We start from the raw sequence: 25,755 nt of genomic DNA, 5'->3' as shown, positions 1-25,755 counted from the left end.
CCGTGAGCAACGAGAGCCTGGCCAATCTGCTGAGGGAGGAGCGTCGCTTCGCGCCGCCGGCGGGGTTGGCGGCTTCCGCGAACGTGTCGGGTGCGGCGTACGCGGCCGCGTCCGGGGACCGGCTGGCGTTCTGGGCGGAGCAGGCGCGGCGGTTGAGCTGGGCGGTGGAGCCGACCGAGACGCTGGACTGGTCGCGGGCGCCGTTCGCGCGGTGGTTCGCCGACGGCACGCTGAACGTGGCGTACAACTGTGTGGACCGGCATGTGGAGGCCGGGCACGGGGAGCGGGTCGCGATCCATTTCGAGGGTGAGCCGGGGGACGGCCGGTCGATCACCTACGCCGAGTTGAAGGACGAGGTGTCCCGGGCGGCGAACGCGCTGCTCGCGTTGGGGGTGGGCAAGGGCGACCGGGTCGCGGTGTACCTGCCGATGATCCCCGAGGCGGTGGTGGCGATGCTGGCCTGCGCCCGGATCGGCGCGACCCACTCCGTCGTCTTCGGCGGGTTCTCCGCGGACGCGGTGGCCTCCCGGATCCAGGACGCGGACGCGAAGCTGGTGATCACCGCGGACGGCGGGTGGCGCCGCGGGAAGCCGTCCGCGCTGAAGCCGGATCGACGAGGCCCTGGAGAGGTGTCCGGGGGTGGAGCGGGTGCTGGTGGTGCGCCGCACCGGCCAGGACGTGGCGTTCACCGAGGGCCGCGACGTGTGGTGGCACGAGCTGGTGGAGCAGCAGTCCGCGGAGCACGCGCCGGTGGCGCACGAGGCGGAGCACCCGCTGTTCATCCTGTACACCTCGGGGACGACGGGGAAGCCGAAGGGCATCCTGCACACCTCGGGCGGGTACCTGACCCAGGCCGCGTACACGCATCACGCGGTGTTCGACCTGAAGCCCGAGACGGATGTGTACTGGTGCACGGCGGACATCGGCTGGGTGACCGGGCATTCGTACATCGTGTACGGGCCGCTGGCGAACGGCGCGACCCAGGTGATCTACGAGGGGACTCCGGACACCCCGCATCAGGGCCGGTTCTGGGAGATCGTGCAGAAGTACGGGGTGAGCATCCTGTACACGGCGCCGACCGCGATCCGTACGTTCATGAAGTGGGGCGATGACATCCCGGCGAAGTTCGACCTGTCGTCGCTGCGGGTGCTGGGCAGTGTGGGGGAGCCGATCAACCCGGAGGCGTGGGTGTGGTACCGGGAGCACATCGGTGGCTCGCGGTGCCCGATCGTGGACACGTGGTGGCAGACCGAGACCGGCGCGATCATGATCAGTCCGCTGCCGGGGGTGACCGAGACCAAGCCGGGTTCGGCGCAGCGGCCGTTGCCGGGGATCGCGGCGACGGTGGTCGACGACGAGGCGCGGGAGGTGCCGAACGGTGCGGGTGGGTATCTGGTGCTGACCGAGCCGTGGCCGTCGATGCTCCGCACGGTGTGGGGGGACGATCAGCGGTATCTGGACACGTACTGGTCGCGGTTCGAGGGCCGGTACTTCGCGGGGGACGGGGCGAAGAAGGACGAGGACGGGGACATCTGGCTGCTGGGCCGGGTGGACGATGTGATGCTGGTGTCCGGGCACAACATCTCGACCACCGAGGTGGAGTCGGCGCTGGTCGGGCATCCGGCGGTGGCGGAGGCGGCGGTGGTCGGTGCGGCGGATGCCACGACCGGGCAGGCGATCGTCGCGTTCGTCATCCTCCGAGGCACCGCCACCGACCGGGGCGAGGCGCTGGTGGAGGACCTGCGGGCGCACGTCGGCCGGACCCTGGGCCCGATCGCCAAGCCGAAGCGGGTCCTGGTCGTCAACGAGCTCCCCAAGACCCGGTCCGGCAAGATCATGCGCCGCCTGCTCCGCGACGTCGCCGAGAACCGCGAGATCGGCGACGTCACCACGCTCACCGACTCCTCGGTCATGACGCTCATCCAGGAGGGCCTGGCCGCCGCGCCGGTCCAGGAGGACTGACCACCCTGCCACGCCGAGGAGCCCCCGCCACCGTGCTCGGTGGCGGGGGCTCCTCGGTGTTCTCGTACGGCCGGTCGGCGTTGGGGCGTGTGCGGTACGCCCGTCGCCGTCAGCGCTCCTGCGGCCGCCGGGCCGCGGGGATCCGGGGACGCCCGGCCGAGGCGGCACCGGCGGCAGTACCGGAGGACGTGGCCGGAGCGGCCGGCGTGGCCGCCGGGTGAGCGCCGTCACCGGCACCACCCGCGTCCGCCGCGTCGTCGAGGAGTCCGCCCAGCGCCTGAGCGAGCTGGGCCCGCCCCGCGATGCCGAGCTTCCCGTAGGTGTTGGTGAGGTGCACCTCGACCGTCCGGAGCCCGACGAACAGCTGCTGGGCGATCTCGCGGTTGGTCCGGCCCCGGGCGGCCAGCGCGGCGACCCGCCGCTCGGTCGGGGTGAGCGCCTCCACGCCGTGGAAGGCCCGGCCGCGCGGGCGGTCGCCGATCGCGCGGAGCTCGGCCAGCGCCTGGTCGGCGATCGCCTCGGCGCCCAGCCGGTGGGCGGTGTCGGCGGCGCGCTTGAGGTGCCGGCGGGCCTCGGCGAGCCGTCCTGCCCGGCGGGCCTGGGCGCCGAGGTCGGCGCAGGCGGCGGCCAGGGTCAGTTCGGCCGGGGTGCCGGAGAGCACCTCCACCGCCAGCCGCAGCGTGTCCAGGCCCTCCGGACCCCCGGTGACCAGGCCGACCGCCCGCAGCGCCGCCCCGATCACCTCCGGCACGTCGAAGTCCCGGGCCAGCTCCAGCTCCTCCGCGGCCAGGGCCCGGGCCGCCTCGGCGTCGCCGAGCGCGGCGTGGGTGAGCGCGGCCTCCGAGCGCCAGGGCAGCAGCCAGGGACCGGGCATCGCCCGGTCGCAGCTGCGCCGCCCGCAGTGCAGGAAGTCGGCGAGGGCCTCGGCCGGCCGGCCCTGGGCGGCGCGCAGCCTGCCGCGGACCAGCAGGGCGTAGTCGTTGATCCAGTGGCCGTCCAGGTCGCCGGCCAGCCCGCTTCGCTCCAGGCAGGCGTCGGCCTCGGCGACCCGGCCCTGCTTGAGCATGGCGTCGATCAGCACGGTGACGGGGGCGACGGCGTGGCTGCTGTGCGGGTCGACGCCGACCCGGGCGATCGCGGCCAGCGAGGCGGTGGCGTCGGTCTCGGCGCGGAGCACCCGGCCGAGCCGCAGGGCGACCCCGGCACGGGTGGCGCAGGCCCGGGCGTACAGCAGTCCCGAGCCGTCGGAGGCGGCCTGGGCGACCGCGGCGTCCGCGTGGGAGAGCGCCAGCTCGGCCTGGCCGGCGCAGGCCAGGGCCAGGACTGCGCCCAGGTACACGGCGGACCGGTCGTCGCCCGGGTGCAGGCCCTGGCTGAGCGCCTGGCGGGCGAACGCGGCGACCCGGCTCGGCCGGTCGCCGGTCATCGCGGCGCGCAGGCTCAGCAGCGCGGCGACCGCGCGGCGGGCCGCCTCGTCCCCGGCCTCGTCCAGGTCGAGTTCCAGCAGCCGCGGCAGGACGGCGGGCGCCGAGGCGGCCTGGGTGAGGCCGGCGAAGACGAACTCGGTCTCCAGCCGGAGCGCCTCGGCGGCGTCGGTCTCGCGCAGCGCGGTACTGGCGTCGTTGAGCACGGCCAGGCCGTCGGAGTGCCGGTCGAGGGCGAACAGCGCGGCGGCGAGCGGCCGGGCGGCGGTGGCCCGCTCGGCCGGGCTGCCGGCCAGTGCCAGGCCGCGTTCCAGGTGGCGGACGGCGGCGGGCACGCTGGAGGCCAGCTCCGCCTCCCCGCACTCGATCAGCAGCGCGGCCCGCTCCCGCTCCTCCAACGGCTCGCGCAGCGCCCGGTGCAGGTACTCGGCGGCGCGTTCCGGGCAGCCGCGGGCCATCGCCCGGGCGGCGGCCCGGCGCAGCACGCCGGCGGTGTCCGGCTCGCCCAGCGGCCCGGGCAGCAGGTGGACGGCGATCTCCTCGGCGGGCGCCTGGGCGGCGATCAGCCGGCGGGCCGCGCGCTGGTGCATCCGCTGCCGGACGGAGGGCAGCACGCCGTCCGCCACGGCGGTGGCCAGGGCGGGGCAGAGCAGGCCGATCCCGTCGCCTTCGCGGGACATCAGCCCGGCGCGGATCATCGCGTGTGTGGCGTCCTCGGCCTGCCGCGGGTCCAGGTCGGCGCAGTACGCCACCAGGTCGAGTGCGGGGGAGCCGCCGAGCACGGCCACCGCCTGGGCCACCGGGGTGGCGTGCGGTCCGGCGTTGGCCAGCAGGGTGTACACGGCCCGGCCGACGTCCGGTGGCAGGTGGTGCAGCAGGTCGGCGGCGGCGTCGGCGTCCGGCTTGAGGCCGGCGGCCCGCAGCGAGCGCAGCAGCGCGTACAGCAGGAACGGGTTGCCGCCGGTGACCCGGTGGCACTCCAGCGCGAAGGAGCGGTCGGCGCTGGTGCCGAACAGCTCGCGGACGACGGCAGCGGTGTCCTCGGGGCCGAGCCCGCTGAGGGTGAGCTGGTGGCGGAAGAGCGGCAGCACCGCGCCGAGCGGCTCGTCGGCGGCGGGGGCCCGCCCGGGGCCGAGCGCGCCGATCAGCACCACCGGCAGGCCGGGGGCGCGGCGCAGCAGGTAGCGCAGCCAGGCAAGCGAGGCGGTGTCCGCCCACTGCAGGTCGTCGATCACCAGCACCAGCCGGCCGGATCCGGCGAGGTTGAGCGCCAGCCAGTACAGGCCGTTCAGCAGGGCCGGGTCGGGCTCGGGCGCCTGCTCGGGGTCGTCCGAGCCGTCGCGGCCGTCGCCGACGTCGTACGGGGTGGGGTCGGACCCGGGGTCGCCGGCGCCGAGCGTCCAGGGCGCCAGGACGGCGGCGGCCGCGGCGGCGGGCCCGGCGAACAGTCCGTCCCGGTCCCCGTCGGCCCGGGCCGCGGCCACGGCGGCGCGCTCGAACAGCTGGCGGACGATCCCGAAGGCGAAACCGGCCTCCAGCGGGTCGCCGGAGGCCACCAGGACGGTGTCGCCGTCGCAGCGGGCCCGCTCCACGGCGGCCCGCAGCAGCCGGCTCTTGCCGCTGCCGGAGTCGCCGTGGACCAGGATGGCCGTCCCGGTCACCGGGCCGCCGAGCAGCCCGACCAGCATCTCCAGCTCGCACTCACGGCCGATCAACACGGGCGCCTCCCGGGGCGGCGATCGAGGGAAACCGGTCGGCGACGTTCGGGCGTGGCGTTCGGGCCAGCGGGTCGCACACCTGTACCATCCGGTCGGTGGGGTGCCCGGTATGGCGTTTCCGCTGGTGGGACGGGGGTGGAGGCCCTCGGACGGGCCGGCGGGGCGAGGGGGGTCACGACGGTGTCAGCAGGCACGATCACTCGGTGGGGCGGGCCCGGCCGAATGGCGGTCGGTCGGCACCGACCGCCACCGGTACCGGGTAGGGTCCCCACGATTCTGCGGGGACGCTGTCACGTACCCGTAATTTCCTGATAAGGGGAGCATGGCGGACCCCCGACGAGATGTCCGGACGGTCCGGACGCGCACGACGACAGGGGTACAGCGGCCGTGGACGAGCTGAGGATCGCCGTGCTGGGACCGGTCCGGGCCTGGCGCGCCGACCGCGAACTCGGACCCGGCACCGCCCAGCAGCGCGCCGTCCTGGCCGCCCTCGCCCTCCGTGGCGGGCAGGTCGCCTCCGTCCAGGAGCTGATCGAGGGCCTGTGGGGCGACGAACCCCCGGCCAGCGCCGCCGTCGCCCTGCGCAACCACGTCTCCCGCCTGCGCGCCGTCCTGGAGACCGACCCCCGCGAGCCCCGGCTGCTGGTCTCCCTCGCCGGCGGGTACGCGCTGCGGCTGGCCCCGGACGGCCTCGACACCGCCCGCGCCGACCGGCTCGCCGCCGCCGCCGAGCGGGCCCGCGCCACCGGCGACCCGGAGCGGGCCGTCCGGCTGCTCGACCAGGCCCTCGCCCTCTGGCAGGGCGTCCCGCTCATCGGCGTGCCCGGCGAGTACGCCGAACGCCAGCGCCACCGCCTCACCGAACGCCGCCTCGCCCTGCTGGAGGCCCGGCTCGGCCTCGAACTCGACCTCGGCCGGCACACCGCGGCCGCCGCCGAACTCACCGCCCTCGCCGAGGAGCACCCCGCCCACGAGGGGCTGCGCACCCTCCAGATGCTCGCCCTCTACCGCTGCGGACGGCAGGCCGCCGCCCTCGCCGGGTACCAGCGCACCCGCCGCCACCTCGCCGAGGAACTCGGCATCGACCCCGGACCGGAACTCGCCGAGATGCACCGCCGCATCCTCGGCTCCGACCCCGCCCTCGCCCACCCCGGCCCGACCGCCGGCCCTCCGTCGACCCCGACGGCGGACGCCGAGAGCGAGCCCACCCCTCCCGCGCCGCCCGCCGTCGCCGGGCCGCCCGCCTGGGTCGTCCCCGCCCAGATGCCCTCCGCCGTCCCCGACTTCACCGGCCGCCGCGAGCCCGCCGCCGCCCTCGCCGAGCTGCTCGACCGCGCACCCGACGGCGCCGCCGGCACCGTCTGCGTCATCCACGGCATGGGCGGCGTCGGCAAGACCGCCCTCGCCGTCCACACCGCCCACCGGGTCCGTGCCCGCTACCCCGACGGCCAGCTCTACACCGACCTGCGCGGCGCCGGCGCGAACCCCGCCGACCCGTACACCGTCCAGGAACTCTTCCTGCGCGCCCTCGGCGTCCCGCCCGCGAACATCCCCGGCGACCCGGGCGAGCGCACCTCGCTGTACCGCAGCCGGCTCGCCGGCCGCCGTCTGCTCATCCTCCTCGACAACGCCGCCGACACCGCCCAGGTGGAACCGCTGCTGCCCGGCACACCCGACTGCGCCGTCCTCGCCACCAGCCGCACCCCGCTGCCCTGCCTGCCCGTCACCAGCCGCACCGCCCTCGACCCCTTCACCGAGGACGAGGCCGTCGCCCTGCTCGACCGGATCGCCGGACCCGACCGCACCCGGCAGGACCCCGACGCCGCCCGCCGCCTGGTCCGCGCCTGCGGACTGCTGCCGCTCGCCGTCCGGATCGCCGCCTCCCGGCTCGCCGCCCGCCCCCGCTGGACCATCGCCGCGCTGGTCGACCGCCTCACCGACCGCGCCCGGCGGCTCACCGAACTCGAAGCCGGCAGCCTCGCCGTGGACGCCGCCTTCGAACTCTCCTACGCCTCCCTCGAAGCCGACCAGGCCCGCGCCTTCCGCCTGCTCGCCATCCCCGAGACCCCCGACCTCTCACCCGCCGCCGCGGCCGCCGTCCTCGACCACACCGAGGACGAGGCCGAGGACGTCCTGGAGACCCTCGCCGACGCCGGCCTGCTGGAGTCCACCGACCCCGGCCGCTACCGCTTCCACGACCTCCTGCGCCTGTACGGCCGCCACCGCACCCTGGAGGCAGACCCCGACGCCGAGCGCGCCGCCGCCCTCAGCCGGCTCGCCCTCCACTACCTCATCGGGGTCACCACTGCCCTGCGCATCGAACGGCCCTACAGCCGCCTCTCCGACGCCCTCGACCCCCGCACCGGCGACCCCGCCCCGCCCGGCGTCCGGATCCCCGCCACCCGCCTTCCTGAAGGGCCGCGGTTCCGCGAGAAGGGCGACGCCCAGCGCTGGGTGGTCGGCGAACTGCCCGCCATCGTCCGGCTCTGCGTTCAGATCCTCGAACACCCCAGCCGCCCGGTCGGCGCCACGGACACCCGTACCCTCGCGGGGCTGCTCGCCGCCCTGCTGCCCTCCACCGACCTCCGGCTGCCCTGGACCACCCTGCTGCCCGCCGCCACCGCCCTGGTCCGGGCCGCCGAGCGCGGCGACGACCCCGCCGTCACCGTCCACGCCTGCATCGTCCTCGCCGTCGCCCACGCGTACACCGGCGACCACGCCCGGGCCCGCACTCTCGCGCTGCGCGCCCAGGCCACCCGGAGCGTCGACGACGGCGTCCTCCCCCAGCGCACCGCCTACACCCTCGGCACCGTCGCCGCCCTCGACCCCGACAGCCTCGACGACGCCGCCCACTACTTCGAACTGACCCGCACCCTCGCCCACCGGAACGGCGAGACCGGCATGGAGGCCCAGGGCGCCCTCGGTCTCGCCCAGGTCCGCCTCGCCGCCGGCGCCCCCGCCGACGCCCTCCGGCACAGCGAGGACTCCCTCCGGCTCTGGCAGCAGGCCGACTGCCACCTCGGCGCCGCCCTCGCCCTGCGCGGCCAGGGCCAGGCCCTCACCGCCCTCGGCCGCCACGAGGACGCCGTGCAGCGGTACGACGACGCCCTCGCCATCTGCACCGCCCACGGCCTCCACACCCAGCGCGGCCACACCCTCCTCGCCGCCGCCACCGCCCACCTCGCCGCCGGCCACCCCACCCGCGCCCGCACCCTCGCCGAAGAGGCCCTCCACCTCCTCACCACCCTCGGCGACACCGCCGGCACCCACCGCGCCCACAACCTCCTCACCCGTACCTGACCCCTTGCCTGTGGGGCATCACCCCCCACCCACCCGCCTCACGACTTACGCCGACTCCACGCCGGCGCGACCAGCGCCACCGCCAGAACGGCGAACCCGAGTTGCAGAGCGTGCCGGGTCCAGTCGATGCCCGAGGTGCTCCCGACCCCGAGCCAGCCCGCCACCGCATTGCCGAGCCACGCGCCGGCCGCACCGAGCAGCATCGTCAGCCACCACGGAATGCTCTGCGGCCCCCGCAGCAGCAGCCGGGCCACCAACCCGAGGATCAGACCGATCAGCAGAATCCAGAGCAGTTGGAACACGACGACCTCCGGTCCCTCTCTTGCCTCACCGCCGCGTCGCCACCGAATCGCCGCAGCTCACAGCGGTGCGAACCCAGCATCACCCCACCCACCCGGTTCGGCACCCGCTAGAACCGCCCCGGCGGGGAATGTGTACGGAGGGTAGGCGCATCCAGAGCCCGTTCGACCGCCCGACCGCCCGACCGTCCGAGCAAGGACAAGGAGCCCACCGTGAACTGCTACGACTGCCACCTCGCCGACCGGACCACCCCGGCCGTCGCCGTCTGCCACCACTGCGGCGCCGGTCTCTGCGGCGCGCACGCCAGGGAACTGGCGGACACCGTCCACCACCTCAGCGGCACCGGCCCGTCCACCCTCCCCGGGAAGGCCCGCCGGATCGCCTGCGCCACCTGTACCCCCGCCGAGGCACTCGACTGACCCCCGATCCTGTGGCATGAACGCGCGATCACCCGCCCCCGGCCGGGGCGGTGAGCCCGTCCGTGCCGTGCTCGGCGGTCAGGCCGAGGGCCTCCAGCAGCAGGCGGCAGTCCTCGGCGCCGTGCGCGTGCGAGGCCACCAGCCGCCGTACCCGCACCAGCACCGCCTCCGGCGCGGGTGCGCTGGGCAGCTGGAAGATGTCGCCGAGCGTCTGGACGTCCCGCTTGCTCCTGGGCATCGGGGTCACCCCCTCGGGTTGCCGTCCGGTTCGAGAACCAACCTTCAACGGTACCGCCGAGCCCAGCCCCACCCCCCGCCCCGACCTCCGAACCCCGCCCACCCCGCCGCGCGTTCCGGAAGGCTCCGCGCGCTGACTACAATCTTCCGGGGCTGTGCACCGGATCCGCGGCCCGGCAGGTACGGGGGAGCAACCGCCGTCCTGCTGTCGACCCGCACCCGAGGATGCCCGTGAGCAGCGAACCGTCCGTCCCCACCGTCCAGGTCCTGGCCGAGGCCGCCCGCCGGCGCACCTTCGCCGTGATCAGCCACCCGGACGCGGGCAAGTCCACCCTGACCGAGGCGCTGGCGCTGCACGCGCGGGCGATCACCTCGGCCGGCGCGGTGCACGCCAAGGGCGGCCGGCGCGGCGTCACCAGCGACTGGATGGAGCTGGAGCGCGAGCGCGGCATCTCGGTCACCTCGGCGGCCCTGCAGTTCGGCCACCGCGACCATGTGATGAACCTGGTCGACACCCCCGGCCACGCGGACTTCTCCGAGGACACCTACCGGGTGCTGGCCGCCGTGGACTGCGCGATCATGCTGGTCGACGCGGCCAAGGGCCTGGAGGAGCAGACCCGCAAGCTGTTCGCGGTCTGCCGGCACCGTGGCGTCCCGGTGATCACCTTCATCAACAAGTGGGACCGCCGCGGCCGCGACGCGCTCACGCTGCTGGAGGACATCGAGACCCACCTCGGCATCACCCCGGTGCCGATGGTCTGGCCGGTCGGCGTCGCGGGCAACCTGCGCGGACTGGTGGAGGCCTCGAACACCGAGCAGATGCGCCGGTACACCAAGGTGCCGGCCGGCACGCACGCGGCGATCGAGGAGCTCCTGACCGCCGAGGAGGCCGTCGAGCAGGAGGGCGAGCCCTGGCAGAACGCCCTGGAGGAGCTGGAGCTGGTGCTCGACTCCGGTCCGGGCTGGGACCGCGAGGCCTTCGAGAGCGGCAAGATCACCCCGGTGTTCTTCGGTTCGGCGCTCACCAACATCGGCGTCAAGCTGCTGCTGGACTCGGTGGTCGACCTCGCCCCGGCGCCGGCCCCCCGGCCGCTGGCCGCGGGCGGCAGCCGCGAGGTGACCGAGGAGTTCTCCGGCCTGGTCTTCAAGATCCAGGCGAACATGGACCCGGCCCACCGCGACCGGATCGCCTTCGTCCGGGTCTGCTCGGGCGTCTTCGAGCGCGGCATGAACGTCACCCGCGCGGCCAGCGGCCGCTCCCTGACCACCAAGTACGCGCACACCGTCTTCGGTGCCGAGCGCACGGTGGTCGACAAGGCGTACCCGGGCGACGTGGTCGGCCTGATCAACGCCGCCTCGCTGCGGGTCGGCGACACCCTCTTCTCCGGCCGCAAGGCCGAGTTCCCGGGGCTGCCGGCCTTCGCCCCCGAGCACTTCGCGGTGGCCCGGCCGAAGGACATCAGCCGCTCCAAGCAGTTCCGCCGCGGTGTCTCCCAGCTCGACGAGGAGGGCGTGGTCCAGGTGCTGGTCTCCGACCGGCGCGGCGACCAGGCGCCGGTGATGGCGGCGGTCGGCCCGATGCAGTTCGACGTCGTCCTGCACCGGATGGAGCACGAGTTCTCCTCGCCGATCACCCTCGACCGGCTCCCGTACCAGCTGGCCCGGGTCACCGACGCCGAGGGCGCCGAGGTCATCGCCAAGGACCGCCTCACCAACGCCGAGGTCCTCATCCGCCGCTCCGACGACGCCCTGCTCGCCGTCTTCGCGGACCGCTGGTACCTCAACTCCTTCCAGCGCAACAAGCCGGACGTCCGCCTCGACCCCCTCATCGCCACCGCCGACTGACCCCGGCACCACGGCCGGAATCCGCGAACCGCCGGACGCCCCCGAGGACGTCCGGCGGTCCGCAGAGGTCGGACGGCTCAGCTCCCGGCGACCGCAGTCCGACGGACGGCCCGGTGGTCCAGCCGGGCCACCACGGTGGTGTGGAAGCGCTCCACGGCGGCGTCGACGCTGCGGATGAACCCGGACTCGGCGTTGCCGCGGGTGCTGCCCATGCCCTTGGCCAGCGACAGCCGGAAGCCGGTGATCCGCGAGGCGTCCTTGGGTAGCAGGTCGCCCGGCTCGGGCCGCAACCGCTCCAGCGTGCCCCGCGGCCCGGGGCCCGTACCGTCGGTCAGGGTCCGCCGGCGGCCGTCCCGCCTCGTCCGTCGCCGACGGCACGTGCCCGTACGGCAGCTGGAGCCTATGCCCTCTGACGTGCGGTCGGGAGCGATGGGCGGGCGGCGGGGGTTCAGAGCCAGCCGCGTTCGCGGGCGCGGACGCCGGCCTCGAAGCGGCTGCGGGCGCCGAGCCGGGCCATCAGGGCGGCGGTGTTGCGGCGGACGGTCCGGACGGACAGGCCCAGCCGGTTGGCCGCGGCGTCGTCGGTCAGGCCCTGGGCGAGCAGCCGCAGCAGCGCCTCCTCCTGCCGGCTCAGCCCGTCCTCCCGCGGCGGCCCCACCTGCCCCAGCGGTACGGCGGTGCACCACACGGCCTCGAACAGGGCCAGCAGCGCGCTGATCACACCGGGCGCGGTGACCAGGACGGCGTCGGGGGAGCGGGAGTCCGGGTCGACCGGGAGGACGGCGGCCGCCCGGTCGAACACGATCATCCGGACCGGGATCACCGGTACCGTCCGGATCTCCGCGCCGTGCCCGAGCAGGCAGGCGGCGTGCTCCATGCTCGGCGCGTCCCGCCGCGCCTGGTCCGGGTAGACCGACCGCATCCGCACACCGCGGGCCAGCACCTCCAGGTTGACCTCGCGGGCTGCCGTGGTCGCGGCCGTCGCCTGCGAGGGCGGCTGGAAGGACAGGCACTCGAACCGGACGCCGGAGGCCAGCCGCTCCATCCGGGACACCACCGTCTCCCGGCCGATCAGCCGTTCGGCGTCCCGGTGCCCGCTGCCGGGCTGGGCCACCGCGTACTCGGTGAGCAGCCGCTCCACCGCCGTCCGGCTCCGATCGAACCGCTCGCGCTGCTCCCGCAGCCGCGCCTCCTGGCGGTCCAGCAGATGCCGCAACCCGGCGCGCGGGTCGGCGAGTTGAAGCCGCTCACCGAGCGCGGGAGCAGCACCGTCGAGATCGCCCCCGTCGTCCGGTCCGCCCGTCCCGGGTTCGCCCTCGACGGAGGGCCGGACCAGCCCTGCGTCGGCCAGTTCCCCCAGGGCGGCCGCCACCCGCTCGACCGGCAGGCCCAGCCGGGCGGCCAGTTCCGGGCCGTGGGACACGTCCTCGGTCAGTATCAGGCGGTAGACGGCACCGGCGTCGGGCCCCAGTCCCAAGCCCTCGAACATCCTTCGGCTCTCCCCCCGAGATCCGCTGCCGGTCGACATTCCGGCTGGTCGGCGGGCTGCCGACCCCACTGGCCTCCCCGTTCGGCCGTCGTGTCGCCATCCTGCCATTGGCCGGATGCTGCCTTCCACCCGGCTTCCCCGGCCGCCGCGAACAGGCCAAGATCTTCTGCGGCGGGGGCCGTCGGCGTGCCCGCCGTCCGGCCGCCCGCCCGCGGTGTTCCGACCCACGGCGGGACCGGACCGAGCCGGCCGCGACCGATCCCGCGACCCGCCCACCCCACCGTCCGGCCCGTCGTGCCCCGCACGCCGGGCCGCGACCCGTCGTCCCGAGGAGAGCACCACCATGTCCGAGACGGAATCCCAGGCACCGCAGCAGAGCGGCAAGGCGCTCCGCCTGCTGCTCGACTGGGGCCCGACCCTGCTGTTCAACATCATCGCGCCGATCATCACCTTCAACATGCTCAAGGACCACGGCATGGCGGAGGCCGGCGCGCTGCTGATCTCCTCGGCCTGGCCGGTGGCCGACCTCGGCATCTACTTCGCGCTGCACCGCAGGCTGGACGAGTTCGGCATCTTCTCGCTGGTCACCCTCTCCCTCTCGGCGCTCAGCGCGGTCGCCTACAACAGCACCAAGCTGATCTTCCTCAAGGACTCCGCCCTCACCTGCCTGATCGGTCTGGGCTTCCTGGTCACGCTGCTGACGGCCCGTCCGGCGATGTTCTACTTCGGCCGCAAGTTCGCCTCCGGAGGCACCGCCGAGGGCGTCGCCCGCTGGAACGGTCTGTGGGAGTACGAGGGCTTCCGCCGCGGCCAGCGCCGGCTGACGGTGATCTGGGGCGTCGGCTTCATCGCCGAGGCGCTGCTCAAGGCGGCCCTCACCTACGCGCTGGACACCTCCACCATGCTGACCGTCAGCAGCATCATGCCCTGGGCCGTACTGGGCGGTCTGATCTTCTACACCGTCTCGTACGGCAAGCGCTCCCGGGCCCGGATGCAGGCCACCCTGGCCGCCGCCGCCGCCGCCGCCGCGGCCGCCGAAGCCGCCGAGGCCTCGGCGGGCACCCCGGCCTGACCCCCGGCAGCACCCGAGGACCGGCCCGGCCCCGGGCCCGGCCGACCTCCAACGCCTCCGCTCCCCACCGGCTGCGCCCCCCACCGCCTCCGCCCCGCCCGCCGCGACGATCACCCGCGGCGGGTGGGGCGGAGGCGTTCCGGACGGCGCATGGTGGACCCGAGGACGGTCCCGTCCGCGGCCAGGCCGCCGGACACCCGGGCCGTCCTGCCAGGCCCGGCGTGCCCGCAGCGCAGCGGCACGCCGCCGAGGAGTGGAGGCCCGCCGTGGACTATCCGTTGCTCAACGTCTTCTTCACCACGATGTGGGTCTTCCTGTGGATCCTGTGGTTCTTCCTCCTGTTCCGGGTCTTCGGCGACCTGTTCCGGGACGACACGGTCAGCAACTGGGGGAAGGCCGGCTGGTCGGTCTTCCTGGTGCTGCTGCCCTTCCTCGGGGTCTTCGTCTACCTGCTGGCCAGGGGCAAGGGCATGGGCATGCGCGAGGGCGCCCGGATGGTGCAGACCGAGCAGCAGTTCCGCGCCTACGTCCAGGCCACCGCGGCCGAGACCCGCGCGGGCTCGGGCGGCAGCGTGGACGACCTCGCCAAGCTGGCCGACCTGAAGAACCACGGGGACATCACCGAGGAGGAGTACCGGCGGGCCAAGGACAAGGTCCTGGCCGCCTGACCGGCGATCAGGCCGTCCCCGGTACGCCGCGTCGGGCCGGGGGCGGTCTCAGGAGGCTTTCGATGGCAACCGCGCAACACCGGATGGGATCCGCCGGCTTCGGGCAGCCGCGGGCCGCCGCACCGGCGGGCGAGAACATGCTCAGGTTCGCCGCCGTGCTGCTGGGCATCCTCGCGCTCTTCAACGGACTCGACGGCATCGCCGCGATCAACCGCTCCCGGGTCTTCGTCGGCGACGCCACCTTCGTCTTCGGCGACCTGCGGGCCTGGGGATGGGCCATGCTGGGCCTGGCCGTCGCCCAGGCCTTCACGGTGGTGGGCGTGCTCGCCCGGGTGCCGGCCGCCCGCTGGTTCGGCGTCACCGTGCTGGTGCTGAACGCCTTCGCGCAGATGGCGTTCATCCCCTCGTACCCGGTCTGGTCCGTGATGATCATCGCGCTGGACGTGATCGGCGTCTACGCCCTGATCGCGTACGGCGGCCGCCCGCCGGCGATGGAGACGGCGGAGGCCGCCCCCGCCGCCGACCGGGCCGGCCCGACCGCCTGACCGACCGCCGGTCCGACCGACCGCCTGACCGACCCGCCGCGGCCGGTCCGGCGGGCGTACCGCCGATCCACCGGGTGCCGCTACAGCAGGTGCAGCCGCCGCGCCCGCCGGACCGCCTCGCCCCGGCGGGTGGTGCACAGCTTGCGGTTGATGCTCTTCAGGTGGGTCTTGACCGTGTTCACCGAGAGGTGCAGGTCGGCGGCGACCTCCTCGGTGGACATCATCTGGGCGATCCGCTGCAGGACCTCGCGCTCCCGCTCGGTCAGCGGCTCCACGATCACCCCGGGATCCGCCGTCCCGGGGTCCGGCCCGGCCGCCGCGCCGAGCCCCTGGCCGCGCCCCTCACCGCCGCCCTCCGCCGGCACCCGGGCAGCCCGGCGCCGCCCGGCCGCCTCCCGCGCGTCCTCGCCCGTCGCCGGGCGTGCCGAGGCCAGGTCGGGCGGCAGCCAGTCGTGGCCGTCCGCGGTGCCGGGACGGTCCCGCAGCAGCCGGCGCAGCCACGCCCCGGCCTCCCGGAACGGCCGGACCAGGCGGTCGGCCTGAGCGGTGGCCAGGGCGTGCTCGACCAGGTGCCGGGCCTGGTCCGGCTCACCGCCGGAGGCCGCCAGCTCGGCCCGGACCAGCAGCGACCGGACGGCGACCGACGGCGTCCGGGCCTGCGGGCCCGCCAGGGCGTCCAGGTCGGCCGCCGCGCCTCGCCGATCGGCGCCGGCGAGGTGGGCGCGCGCCCGGGCCACCAGGTGCTCCGGCCCACCGCCGGCCGCCGCTCCCGCCACCGGGCGCAGTGCGCGGAGCGCCGCCGCGGGCTCGTTCGCGGCCAGGTGCGCGGCGCAGGCCGCGAGGGCGAGCCTGCCCCGGGCCCACGGCGACGGTCCGGCCGCGGCCGCGGCCTTCTCCAGGGCCCGCAGCCCGGCCGCCGGATCGCCCTCCGCGAGCAGCAACCGGCAGCGCAGCACCGCCAGTTCCACCTCCAGCAGGGGATCGCCCGCCGCCTCCGCGGTGGCGGCGGCCCGGTCCAGGGCGATCCGGACGGCGGCCGGGTCGTCCCGCTCCCACGCGACCCCGCCCAGGACCGCGTGCGCCACCCCGCTGCGCGCCCCGGGCGGCAGGCCGCAGCGCTCCGCCTCCCGCAGCGACTGCCGGGCGTGCCCCTCGGCCCGCCCGGGCAGGCCCTGCCCCAGGTCGAGCAGGGCCAGCCGCGCCAGCGCCCGGTGCCGGACCGGGGCGATCACCGGCCCGCCGGAGGCACGCGCCGCCGCGGACAGCGCCGACCGCGCGGCCTCGGTCCGCCCGGCCCACAGCCGTACCGACCCCAGCTCGGTCAGCAGCAGGGCCGGCAGCTCGGGGTGCCGCCGCAGCGGCTCCGCCAGCCCGTCGCCCGGTCGCTCGGCCGACCCGGCGGCCTCCTCGGCCATCGAGTCCGCCCCCAGCAGCCGCGCCGCCCGCACCCGCAGGAACGCCGCACTCAACGCCGCCGCCCCGTCCTCCGCCCCCTGATCCGCAGCACCCTCCGCCGCCTCCAACTGCCGCAGCCCGCCCTCCGCGTCACCCGCCGCCAGCGCCAGCGCCGCCCGGACCAGGGCCGCCGTCCGGCCGGCCGTCCCGTCCGGCAGACCGGCGAACAGCTCCGTCCACCGCTGAGCCTCCAGTCCGTGGAACAGCTGCCCGATCGCCAGCTCGCCGACGAACCAGGACGCCGCCGCCTCCCAGTCCCCGGCCGCCGCCGCGTGCGCCACCGCCTCCTCGATCCGGCCGTCGCCGCGGAGCCACGCCGCCGCCCGCCGGTGCAGGTCCGCCTCGATCCCGGGGTGCCGGGCCCGCAGGTGGACCCGGAGGATCTCGGCGAACAGCGGGTGGATCCGGTACCAGCCGTGGCCGAGCGCGGCCACGAAGGCGTTCACCCGGGTCAGCTCCGCCAGGACCGGCCCACCGTCCTGCCGCCCGGTCAGCGCGTCCGCCAGCTCCCCGTGGACACGCCGCAGCACGCTGGCCCGCAGCAGCAACTCCTGCGTCCGGGACGGCTGCGCCTGCAGCACCTCGGCCAGCAGGAAGTCGGCCACCGCGCCGTCGTCCGCCTCGAACTCCTTCAGGTACGCCTCCGGGTCCGCCGCCTGCTCCGAGGCCAGCGCGCTCAGCCGGATCCCGGCCGCCCAGCCCTCGGTCCGCTCGGTGAGCGCCTGCGCGCCGGCGTCCGAGACCGCCAGCCCGTGCCGCCGCAGCAGCTCCGCCGTCTCCGCCGGGGTGAACGCCAGGTCGGCGGCCCGTACCTCGGCCAGCTCGTCGGCCGCCCGGTGCCGGTGGAGCGGCAGCGGCGGCTCGATCCGGCCGATCAGCACCAGCCGCAGCCCGCCGTCCGCGTGCCGCACCAGGTACTCCAGGCCGTCCGCCACCGCCGAGGAGCCGATCCGCTCCAACTCGTCCACCACCAGCACCACCGGCGCCGCCCGCCCGGCCAGGTGCGCGGCCAGCCGGGAGAGCATCGCCTGGTCCACCGCCCCGGCCAGCGCGGGCCCGTCCAGGTCCGCCGGCAGCGCCACTCCGGACCGCCGCAGCGCCTCCAGCACGTACGTCCAGAACACGCCCGGCGCGTCGTCCTCCTGCTCGGCGGTCAGCCACGCCACCGGGCCGGGCAACGGCGCGGTCGCCGCCCAGTGCGCCACCAGCAGCGTCTTGCCCGCCCCCGCCGGGCCGTTGACCAGCGTCAGCGGCCGGGACAGACCGTGGCTCAGCGACTCCTCCAGCCGCGGCCGCCGGACGAAGGTCTCCGGGTACCCGGGAACCGCCAGCCGGGCCGCCAGCACCGGGTCGCCACCCGGCAGCACCGGACCGATCCCCGGCACCGGACCTCGCGGCGGGGCCTGCGGATCGACGGGCCACCGGCCGGGATCTGCGTTCATCGCCGACCACCACTCACAGCGCGGCGCACGCCCGCTGCGCACGTCCTGACTCGATCCTCCTGACCCACCCGACCGCCCGCAAGAAATCGCCCTCCACGGCGCCGCCCCCGAGCGGCCGCCACCCCGGGCGCGGGGCGGCGCGTCCCGGGAGTCACCCCCGGCGAGTGATCCGCGCCCGGACCGGGCGGAGCTACGGTCACCGCGACCGACGGACCGCGACGGTCGGCGGAGAACGGCCGCCGACGCGGGACCGAGGACGCCACCGACACCGAGGACACCGGGAGCCGAACATGCCAGGCCTCATCAGGGGAGTCGCCCGTACCGCCGTGGTCGCCGGCACCGCGACCGCCGTCTCCAACCGGGTCTCGCGCCGCCAGGCCGGCCGCTGGGCGCAGCAGGACGACGCCCAGCAGCAGCAGTACGCCCAGCAGCAGCCCGCCGCCCCGCCGCCCGCCCCCGCGCCGGCCGCGCCCGCGGCGCCCAGCATGGACAGCAAGATCGACCAGCTGAAGGAGCTCGCCGGGCTGAAGGAGCAGGGCGTGCTCACCGAGGCCGAGTTCGAGGCGCAGAAGGCCAGGATCCTCGCCTCGTAGCCGCGCGGCTTCCCACCGGCGGTGAGGCCCCGCCCTCGCGGAGCCCCGCCGCCGTACGGCCGTCCGGGTGATCCCGGGACCGCTCACCACCGTCCCGGGCCGCCGGGGGAGCGGAGCACGATCTCCGCGTGCAGCTGCTCGGGGTCGGTCCCGTCCAGGGTGTGGGTGATCAACTGCTCCTCCTCCAACCGTTCCAGGGCCGCCAGCAGCAGCGCCGTCGGCAGCCCGAGCGCCAGCGCGGTCGGTGCGACGGGGATCCGCAACCGGGCGGCGGTGTACGACCTCGGCATGTCCTCCGCGAGGTCCGCCAGCAGATTGCCCACCTGGCCCAGGCCCACCGCGCGGGCGGCCAGCGCCCACTGGACGGCCCCGGTCTGCCACAGCTCACCGTGCACGGGCACCTCCCGGACCCCGGCGGCCGTCGACGCGGCCGCGATAGGCCCATGCTGCGCAACCCCCCGCCGTTCGGCGCGCCGACCGCCGCCGACCGAGGTCACCTCAGCATGAACGCGCCTCCCGGCTGCATCGGGTTACCCAGGGGGGCGCGGGGAACTGCGCGAGGTCGGACGGGTGCGGCGCCGTACGACGCTCCCGCGACCGGGAGTTGCACATGCCGCGATCCGTCGTAACCGGGTCACCCAAGGGGCGCGGGTGAGTGCCTCCCGGCGGCGCGTCACCCCCGCTTCGGCGTCAGCGGCTGCATCTCGTCGTGCCCTTGCCGGACGATCCCGTACGTGGACTCCGGCACCTCGTTCCACGCCCCCGCCAGGTCGCCCAGCGGCTCGGAGACCACGATCCGCGTCTCGTCCGAGACCCGCTGGAGCACCTCCATCTCGGGGTGCATCTGCCGCAGCGCCCGTACCGCCGTGCTGTAGAACAGCGAGCGCGAGGCGTGCTCGGTGGAGTACCGGAACGCCCACATGTTCTCGCCGTCGGAGGCCGCCACGGTCATCTGCACCGGGTTGGGCACCCCGTGCCGTTCCCCGACCGCCTCCACGGTGCCGATCATGCGTTCCACGGCGGTGGGCGGGTCCTGCTCCAGCCCGAAGGTCAGCGCCAGGTAGAACATCAGCTCCGAGTCGGTGGACCCCTCGATCGACGGGTACAGCGACGGGTCCACCGCCACCGCCAGGTCCCGCTTGAGCTGCGCGAAGCCGCCGATCGAGCCGTTGTGCATCCACAGCCACCTCCCGTACCGGAACGGGTGGCAGTTGCTCTGCTGCACCGGCGAGCCGGTGGAGGCGCGGATGTGGGCGAAGAAGAGCGGGGAGCGCACGCAGCGGGACAGCTCCCGCAGGTTGCGGTCGCTCCAGGCGGGCCCGATGTCCCGGAACACCGCGGGCTCCGGCGGGCCGTCGGCGTGTTCCGGCGCCAGGTCCGGGTACCAGCCGACCCCGCAGCCGTCGCCGTTGGTGGTCTCCACGCCGAGTCTCGAGTGGCGGCTCTGGTCGATCAGCGAGTGGGCCGGTCTGTACAGCAGATCCGCCAGCGGGATCGGGGTCCCGGAGTAAGCCAGCCACCTGCACACGGCGATCACCGTCCTCCCGCGCGGCACCCGGGCGCCCGGAGGAGGACCCGGGAGTCCGCGCTCGCCTCATCCACCGTAGACCGGCGTCCCCCGGTCGGCCTCGCGGCCGGGCCCGCCGCGCTCCCGGTGCGGTCTCGCGGCCGGAGCCCGCCGCGCCCCATGATGTAGCTGCCCCGTCCGGAAGGAGCGCCATGCCCAGGAACCCAGCGGATCCGGAGTTCTGGCGCCGCCGCGTGCCCGCCGCCCCGGGCGTCGGCGTGCTGCGCGGGTACCGCGGCGACTGGCTGCGCGGCGACCTGGTGGCCGGCGTGACCGTGGCGGCGTACCTGGTGCCGCAGGTGATGGCGTACGCGTCCGTGGCCGGACTGCCGCCGGTGACCGGGCTGTGGGCGATCCTCCCGGCGATCGGCGTGTACGCCCTGCTCGGCTCCTCGCGGCTGCTGTCGGTCGGACCCGAGTCCACCACGGCGCTGATGACCGCCACCGTGGTCGCGCCGCTCGCCGCCGGCGACCCGGCCCGCTACGCCGCCCTGGCGGCCGCGCTCGCGGTCGTGGTGGGGCTGCTGTGCCTGGTGGCGTGGCTGGCCCGGCTGGGGTTCGTCGCCGACCTGCTCTCCAAGCCGGTGCTGATCGGCTACCTCGCCGGCGTGGCCCTGATCATGATGGTGGACCAGCTGACCAAGCTGACCGGCGTGCCCACCGAGGGCGACCGGTTCTTCCCGCAGCTGTTCTCCTTCCTGGAGCACCTCGACGAGGCCGACCCGCCCACCGTGCTGATCAGCGCCGGCGCCCTGCTGGTGCTGTTCGGCTCGGCCCGGGTCGGCCGGCACGTCCCCGGGCCGCTGATCGTGCTGGTGCTGGGCACCGCCGCGGTCGCCGCCTTCGACCTGGAGGCGCACGGCGTCGCGGTGATCGGCGAGATCCCGCCCGGGCTGCCCGGCGTCGACCTCCCCCCGCTGAAGGACCTGGGCGAACTGGTGCTGCCCGCGCTCGGCGTCCTGCTGGTCGGCTACACCGACTTCATCCTCACCGGCCGCGCCTTCCGCACGGGCGACGAGGGCGAGCGGCTGGACGCCAACCAGGAGCTCCTCGCCCTCGGCACCGCCAACCTCGGCGCCGGCGTGCTGCACGGGTTCCCGGTCAGCAGCAGCGCCAGCCGTACCGCCCTGGCCCAGTCCTCCGGCGCCCGCACCCAGGTCTTCGCGCTGACCTCCGGGGCCGTGGTGATCGTCCTGCTGCTGTTCTTCAGCTCCGTGCTCAGCCGGACCCCGACCGCCGTGCTGGGCGCCCTGGTCGTCTACGCGGCCGTCCGGATGATCGACCTGGCCGGCTTCCGACAGCTCGCCGCCTTCCGGCTGGAGGAACTCCTGCTGGCGGTCGGCTGCCTGATCGGCGTTCTGGCGCTGGACATCCTCTACGGGGTGCTGGTCGCGGTCGGCCTCTCCATCGCCGAGCTGCTGACCCGGGTGGCCCGCCCGCACGACGCCGTCCAGGGGCTGGTGCCGGGCCTGGCCGGCATGCACGACGTGGACGACTTCCCGGCCGCCCGGACCGTCCCCGGCCTGGTGGTCTACCGCTACGACTCCCCGCTGTTCTTCGCCAACGCCGAGAACTTCAAGCGCCGGGCGCTGGCCGCCGTGGACCAACAGGCCCAGCCGGTGCACTGGTTCGTCCTCAACACCGAGGCCAACGTCGAGGTGGACATCACCGCCCTGGACTCGGTGGACGCGCTGCGCCGCGAACTGACCGACCGCGGCATCGTGTTCGCCCTCGCCCGGGTCAAGCAGGACCTGCGCGACGACCTCGACGCCTACGGCCTCACCGCCGCCGTGGGGGAGGACCGGATCTTCCCCACCCTCCCCACGGCGGTCGCCGCGTACCGCGCCGAGCACCCCGAGTAGCGGAGCACCGCCGTGGAGGCGCTGCTCGGCGCCGAGCCCGGTGTGCACGGCCCCGCGGCGCCGCCCACCGATCGGCCCCCGAGGGTTTGACGCCCTCCCGCCACCGGGCCGAGCCTGATCTGGAACTGCGGTCGCGTCCGGGCCACCCGGCCACCGGCCGGCCACCCGGCACCGGAAGGACGGGCACCGATGGCGGACACGAGGGCCAGGCGGATCGCACGCTTCATCGAGCCGCTGCGGGTCGAACCCGGGTCGGAGGTGGACCTGGAGGAGGACTTCGACCCCCGGTACAAGGCCGACATCAAGAAGCACGAGGGCATCGAGCTGCTCCGCGAGGGCGTGGTCACCCTCGCCGAGTACCAGGCCCGGCTCGCCGCCCAGGACTCCCGCGGCGTCCTGGTCTGCCTGCAGGCCCTGGACGCCGCCGGCAAGGACGGCATCATCCGGCACGTGATGAGCGGGCTCAACCCGCAGGGCGTCCGGGTCAGCAGCTTCAAGGTCCCCTCCACCGAGGAACTCGGCCACGACTACCTGTGGCGGTACGCCCGCCGCCTCCCCGGCCGCGGCGAGATCGGCATCTTCAACCGCTCCCACTACGAGGAGGTCCTGGTGGTCCGGGTGCACCCGGAGAACCTCGACCGCCAGCGGCTCCCCGCGGAGGCCAAGGGCCCCGACGTCTGGGAGCGCCGCTACCGCGAGATCAACGACTGGGAGCGCTACCTCACCGACAACGGCTTCTCCGTGGTGAAGATCTTCCTCAACCTCTCCCGGGAGGAGCAGCGCCGCCGCTTCCTGCGCCGGATCGACCTGCCCGAGAAGAACTGGAAGTTCTCCGCCGCCGACGTCCGCGAGCGCGGCTACTGGGACGACTACCAGCGGGCCTTCTCCGAGGTGCTCTCCGCCACCGGAACCGAGTGGGCGCCCTGGTACGTCATCCCCGCCGACCGCAAGTGGTTCGCCCGGATCTGCGCCGCCGCCGTCCTCGGCCACACCCTGATGCAGATCGACCCGCAGTACCCGACCGTCAGCCCCGACGAACTGGAAGCCCTGCTCACCGCCCGGCGCGACCTCGAACGGGAGGTGCAGTGACCTCCCGGCCGGAGGAGGCGGACGCGCCCTGGTACACCCGCGACCCGCAGGAGGTCGCGGCCGCCCTCGGCGTCGACCCCGCCACCGGCCTCACCTCCGCCCGGGCCGCCGAACTGCTCACCGCCCACGGCCCGAACGCCCTGCCCGAGGAGGAGACCCGGCCCGGCTGGCTGCGCTTCCTCGACCAGTACCGCAGCTACATGCAGATCATCCTGGTCGCCGCGGCCGTGGTCTCGCTGGCCATCCGGCAGTGGAGCACCGGCATCCTGCTGGTGCTGCTCACCCTGCTGAACGCGGTGGTCGGGCTGCGCCAGGAGGGCAAGGCCGAGAGTGCCATGAACGCGCTGAAGTCGATGATGAAGGCCACCGCCCGGGTCCGCCGCGACGGCACCGAGTCCGAGATCGGCGCCGAGCAACTGGTGGTCGGGGACGTGGCGCTGCTCGCCGCCGGCGACCAGGTGCCCGCCGACGGCCGGCTGGTGACGGCCAGTGCCCTGCAGATCGACGAGTCCGCGCTCACCGGCGAGAGCACCCCGGCCGCCAAGGACACCGGCACCCTGCCGAGCGGCGGCCTCGGCCCCGGCGACCAGTCCAACATGGCCTTCATGAACACCCCGGTCACCCACGGCAGCGGCCTGATGGTGGTCACCGGGACCGGCGCCGGCACCGAACTCGGCAAGATCTCCGGCATGCTCTCGGCCACCGAGAAGGAGGAGTCGCCGCTCACCCGCGAACTCGACAACCTCACCCTGTGGATCGCCGGAGCCGCCGGACTCACCATGGTCGTGATGTTCGCCCTCGGCCGCGCCCGCGGCCAGGACTGGGACACCCTGTTCGTCAGCGCCGTCTCGCTGGCCATCGCCGCCATCCCCGAGGCCCTGCCCACCGTCACCCAGGTGATCCTCTCGGTCGGCAGCCTCAACCTCGCCAAGCGCAACGCCATCGTCAAGGAACTGCCGTCGGTGGAGACCCTGGGCTTCACCTCGGCGATCAACTCCGACAAGACCGGCACCCTGACGATGAACCAGATGACCGCCGTGGAGCTGCTCAGCCCCACCGACCGGTACACCGTCTCCGGCACCGGCTACGGCCTGGAGGGCAAGGTCCACCACGCCGCCGGCTCCTCGGGCGGCATCGAGGACGCGGTCGTCCCGTACCTGGTCGCCAGCGACGCCAAGCTGGTGGACGGCACGGTGGTCGGCGACCCGACCGAGGGCGCGCTGCTGGTCCTCGGCCACAAGGCCGGACTGGACATCGAGTCCACCCGGGAGCGCTACCCGCGGCTCGCCACCCTGCCCTTCGACCCCGACTACAAGCTGATGGCCACCTTCAACGAGGCCAAGGACGCCGACGGCCGGCCGGTCGTCCGGTGCTTCGTCAAGGGCGCCGCGCCCGCCGTGATGGCCCGCGCCACCGGCGCGCTGGCCGCCGGCGGGACCGTCCCCTGGGAGGGGGAGTTGAGCCGGCGCGCCCAGGAGCAGATCGAGCGGATGGGCGGCGAGGGCCGCCGGGTGATGGCCGCCGCCGTCCGCGACCTCGACCCCGCCGCCTTCGACCCGGACGGCGACCTGCTCGCCCTGGTCACCGACCTGCGGATGACCAGCCTGGTCGGCATGGTGGACCCGCCGCGCGCCGAGTCCAAGGCCGCCGTCGCCAGCGCCCAGGCCGCCCACATCAGGGTCCGCATGGTCACCGGCGACGACGTCACCACCGGCGAGGCCATCGCCCGGCAGCTCGGCATCCCCGGCGAGGCCGTCCTCGGCGCCGAGTTCGCCGCCCTCAGCGAGCGCGAGCAGCTGGAGCGGATCGACCGGATCGGCGTGGTCGGCCGGGTCGCGCCCGAGCACAAGGTGCTGCTCGCCAACACCCTCAAGAAGAAGGGCGAGGTGGTGGCGATGACCGGGGACGGCGTCAACGACGCCCCCGCCATCAAGGCCGCCGACATGGGCATCGCCATGGGCAGCGGCACCGACGTGGCCAAGAACGCCAGCCGCATGATCCTCTCCGACGACAACTTCGCCACCATCGTCTTCGCGGTGGAGGAGGGCCGGAAGCTCTACGACAACCTGGCCAAGTACATCCGGTTCGTCCTGCTGCTGCTGGTCACCTTCGTCCTCACCTTCCTCGGCGCCACCATCCTCGACATCGCCGCCGGCGAGCCCTTCCCGCCGCCGCAGGTGCTGTGGATCCACTTCGTGGTCAACGCCCCCTTCGGCTTCGCGCTCGGCTTCGACCAGGAGAGCCCCGGGCTGATGCGCCGCACTCCGCGGCCGCGCGGCGAGTCGGTGCTGACCAGGCCGCTGATCCTCACCGTCGGCCTGGCCGGCCTCGCCCTCTCGGTGATGCTTCTTGGCCTGATCAAACTGGGCGAGCACCGCTACGGCAGCGTGGAGACCGGCAGCTCGATCGCCTTCACCGCCTTCGCGCTCTGCCTGATCGTCGCCGCCTTCGAGTGCCGCAGCGAGACCGCCTCCGTCCTCACCCCGACCACCTTCGACAGCAAGCAGATGAACTGGGCCGCGCTCGCCGAGCTCGCCCTCGCGGTGATGGTCACCCAGATGGACGGGTTCCGGCGGATGCTCGGCACCACCGAGCTGACCGTCCAGCAGTTCGGGTGGGCCGTGCTGGCCGCGCTGACCCTGCTGGTGCTCTGGGAACTCGGCAAGCTGGTCGGCCGCCGCGGCCCGGCGTAGACCGGGCTTCGGGCCGGGGCCCGCTCGTGGGGTCACGAGCGGGCCCCGGCCGTCACGCCGGCGTCAGCGCCGCCG

At 74.9% G+C, this 25,755-nt stretch carries 17 protein-coding genes and 2 pseudogenes; 11 read left to right on the top strand and 8 right to left on the bottom strand.

Annotated features, from left to right (window positions below; translation table 11 throughout):
• The first annotated feature begins 2 nt into the window (after positions 1-2).
• Positions 3-1,962: pseudogene (gene acs / locus ABWK59_RS03820) on the top strand (acetate--CoA ligase).
• 109 nt (positions 1,963-2,071) lie between these two features.
• Here acs and ABWK59_RS03815 read toward each other — a convergent pair.
• Complete coding sequence (locus ABWK59_RS03815) at positions 2,072-5,104, bottom strand: ATP-binding protein (protein ID WP_354637867.1); 3,033 nt, start codon at positions 5,102-5,104, stop codon at positions 2,072-2,074.
• A 387-nt stretch (positions 5,105-5,491) separates the two neighbouring features.
• Between ABWK59_RS03815 and ABWK59_RS03810 the strand changes: the two genes are divergently transcribed.
• Positions 5,492-8,404 carry an AfsR/SARP family transcriptional regulator gene (locus ABWK59_RS03810; RefSeq protein ID WP_354637866.1) on the top strand — a complete coding sequence of 971 codons (2,913 nt, stop codon included), beginning with the start codon at positions 5,492-5,494 and terminating at the stop codon, positions 8,402-8,404.
• Positions 8,405-8,442: 38 nt separating this feature from the next.
• On the opposite strand, the gene ABWK59_RS03805 is transcribed toward ABWK59_RS03810, so the two are convergent.
• A complete protein-coding gene (locus tag ABWK59_RS03805) occupies positions 8,443-8,706 on the bottom strand; it encodes a GlsB/YeaQ/YmgE family stress response membrane protein (protein WP_354637865.1) in 264 nt (87 codons plus the stop codon).
• A gap of 210 nt (positions 8,707-8,916) precedes the next feature.
• Between ABWK59_RS03805 and ABWK59_RS03800 the strand changes: the two genes are divergently transcribed.
• Complete coding sequence (locus ABWK59_RS03800) at positions 8,917-9,123, top strand: DUF2180 family protein (RefSeq protein ID WP_354637864.1); 207 nt, start codon at positions 8,917-8,919, stop codon at positions 9,121-9,123.
• Between the two features lie 28 nt (positions 9,124-9,151).
• Here the strand turns inward: ABWK59_RS03800 and ABWK59_RS03795 are convergent, their stop codons facing one another.
• Positions 9,152-9,361 carry a hypothetical protein gene (locus ABWK59_RS03795; RefSeq protein ID WP_354637863.1) on the bottom strand — a complete coding sequence of 70 codons (210 nt, stop codon included), beginning with the start codon at positions 9,359-9,361 and terminating at the stop codon, positions 9,152-9,154.
• Positions 9,362-9,591: 230 nt separating this feature from the next.
• Here ABWK59_RS03795 and ABWK59_RS03790 point away from each other — a divergent pair, with 230 nt between their 5' ends.
• Entirely contained in the window at positions 9,592-11,205 is a 1,614-nt protein-coding gene (locus ABWK59_RS03790) for a peptide chain release factor 3 (protein ID WP_354637862.1), read from the top strand.
• A 77-nt stretch (positions 11,206-11,282) separates the two neighbouring features.
• On the opposite strand, the pseudogene ABWK59_RS03785 reads toward ABWK59_RS03790, so the two are convergent.
• Positions 11,283-11,543, bottom strand: a pseudogene (locus ABWK59_RS03785) (hypothetical protein); the annotation flags it as partial.
• A 110-nt stretch (positions 11,544-11,653) separates the two neighbouring features.
• Entirely contained in the window at positions 11,654-12,682 is a 1,029-nt protein-coding gene (locus ABWK59_RS03780; RefSeq protein ID WP_354637861.1) for a helix-turn-helix transcriptional regulator, read from the bottom strand.
• Positions 12,683-13,037: 355 nt separating this feature from the next.
• On the opposite strand from ABWK59_RS03780, the gene ABWK59_RS03775 reads away from it, so the two are divergent.
• The 3 genes from ABWK59_RS03775 (at position 13,038) to ABWK59_RS03765 (ending at position 14,979) form a co-directional block, all read left to right on the top strand.
• A complete protein-coding gene (locus ABWK59_RS03775) occupies positions 13,038-13,766 on the top strand; it encodes a VC0807 family protein (RefSeq protein ID WP_354637860.1) in 729 nt (242 codons plus the stop codon).
• A 266-nt stretch (positions 13,767-14,032) separates the two neighbouring features.
• On the top strand, positions 14,033-14,434 hold the full coding sequence (locus tag ABWK59_RS03770) for an SHOCT domain-containing protein (RefSeq protein WP_354637859.1): 402 nt from the start codon (positions 14,033-14,035) through the stop codon (positions 14,432-14,434).
• A 62-nt stretch (positions 14,435-14,496) separates the two neighbouring features.
• Positions 14,497-14,979, top strand: coding sequence for a DUF7144 family membrane protein (locus ABWK59_RS03765; protein ID WP_354637858.1), 483 nt, complete (start codon positions 14,497-14,499; stop codon positions 14,977-14,979).
• A gap of 80 nt (positions 14,980-15,059) precedes the next feature.
• Here the strand turns inward: ABWK59_RS03765 and ABWK59_RS03760 are convergent, their stop codons facing one another.
• A complete protein-coding gene (locus ABWK59_RS03760) occupies positions 15,060-17,876 on the bottom strand; it encodes a LuxR C-terminal-related transcriptional regulator (protein ID WP_354637857.1) in 2,817 nt (938 codons plus the stop codon).
• Positions 17,877-18,166: 290 nt separating this feature from the next.
• On the opposite strand from ABWK59_RS03760, the gene ABWK59_RS03755 reads away from it, so the two are divergent.
• The gene (locus ABWK59_RS03755; protein ID WP_354637856.1) at positions 18,167-18,469 is read left to right on the top strand and encodes an SHOCT domain-containing protein; all 303 of its coding nucleotides are present in this window, start codon (positions 18,167-18,169) and stop codon (positions 18,467-18,469) included.
• An 83-nt stretch (positions 18,470-18,552) separates the two neighbouring features.
• Here ABWK59_RS03755 and ABWK59_RS03750 read toward each other — a convergent pair whose 3' ends face one another.
• Positions 18,553-18,864: a hypothetical protein gene (locus ABWK59_RS03750; protein ID WP_354637855.1), complete on the bottom strand. Its 312-nt coding sequence runs from the start codon at positions 18,862-18,864 to the stop codon at positions 18,553-18,555.
• Between the two features lie 278 nt (positions 18,865-19,142).
• Positions 19,143-19,997, bottom strand: a complete 855-nt coding sequence (locus ABWK59_RS03745) for a class II glutamine amidotransferase (RefSeq protein ID WP_354637854.1) — start codon at positions 19,995-19,997, stop codon at positions 19,143-19,145.
• A gap of 191 nt (positions 19,998-20,188) precedes the next feature.
• Between ABWK59_RS03745 and ABWK59_RS03740 the strand changes: the two genes are divergently transcribed.
• The 3 genes from ABWK59_RS03740 to ABWK59_RS03730 all read left to right on the top strand — a co-directional run bounded on the left by ABWK59_RS03740 (position 20,189) and on the right by ABWK59_RS03730 (position 25,680).
• Entirely contained in the window at positions 20,189-21,898 is a 1,710-nt protein-coding gene (locus ABWK59_RS03740; protein WP_354637853.1) for a SulP family inorganic anion transporter, read from the top strand.
• Positions 21,899-22,087: 189 nt separating this feature from the next.
• Positions 22,088-22,987 (top strand): polyphosphate kinase 2 family protein, encoded by a 900-nt coding sequence (locus ABWK59_RS03735; protein WP_354637852.1) that lies wholly within the window; start codon positions 22,088-22,090, stop codon positions 22,985-22,987.
• Entirely contained in the window at positions 22,984-25,680 is a 2,697-nt protein-coding gene (locus tag ABWK59_RS03730) for a cation-translocating P-type ATPase (RefSeq protein ID WP_354637851.1), read from the top strand. The genes ABWK59_RS03735 and ABWK59_RS03730 overlap by 4 nt, the downstream gene beginning before the upstream one ends.
• The last annotated feature ends 75 nt before the right edge of the window (positions 25,681-25,755 follow it).

It is taken from the genome of Kitasatospora sp. HUAS MG31 (assembly GCF_040571325.1).
Taxonomy (GTDB): Bacteria; Actinomycetota; Actinomycetes; order Streptomycetales; family Streptomycetaceae; genus Kitasatospora; species Kitasatospora camelliae.
The sequence above is the reverse complement of the archived record's forward strand: the minus strand, read 5'-3'. Positions and strand labels throughout refer to the sequence as shown.

What these genes read in the sequence shown, in the direction of transcription:
- ABWK59_RS03795 (WP_354637863.1), bottom strand. Translation starts at nt 9,361, where the DNA reads ATGCCCAGGAGCAAGCGGGACGTCCAGACGCTCGGCGACATCTTCCAG.
- ABWK59_RS03775 (WP_354637860.1), top strand. Translation starts at nt 13,038, where the DNA reads ATGTCCGAGACGGAATCCCAGGCACCGCAGCAGAGCGGCAAGGCGCTC.
- ABWK59_RS03765 (WP_354637858.1), top strand. Translation starts at nt 14,497, where the DNA reads ATGGCAACCGCGCAACACCGGATGGGATCCGCCGGCTTCGGGCAGCCG.
- ABWK59_RS03760 (WP_354637857.1), bottom strand. Translation starts at nt 17,876, where the DNA reads ATGAACGCAGATCCCGGCCGGTGGCCCGTCGATCCGCAGGCCCCGCCG.
- ABWK59_RS03755 (WP_354637856.1), top strand. Translation starts at nt 18,167, where the DNA reads ATGCCAGGCCTCATCAGGGGAGTCGCCCGTACCGCCGTGGTCGCCGGC.
- ABWK59_RS03740 (WP_354637853.1), top strand. Translation starts at nt 20,189, where the DNA reads ATGCCCAGGAACCCAGCGGATCCGGAGTTCTGGCGCCGCCGCGTGCCC.
- ABWK59_RS03735 (WP_354637852.1), top strand. Translation starts at nt 22,088, where the DNA reads ATGGCGGACACGAGGGCCAGGCGGATCGCACGCTTCATCGAGCCGCTG.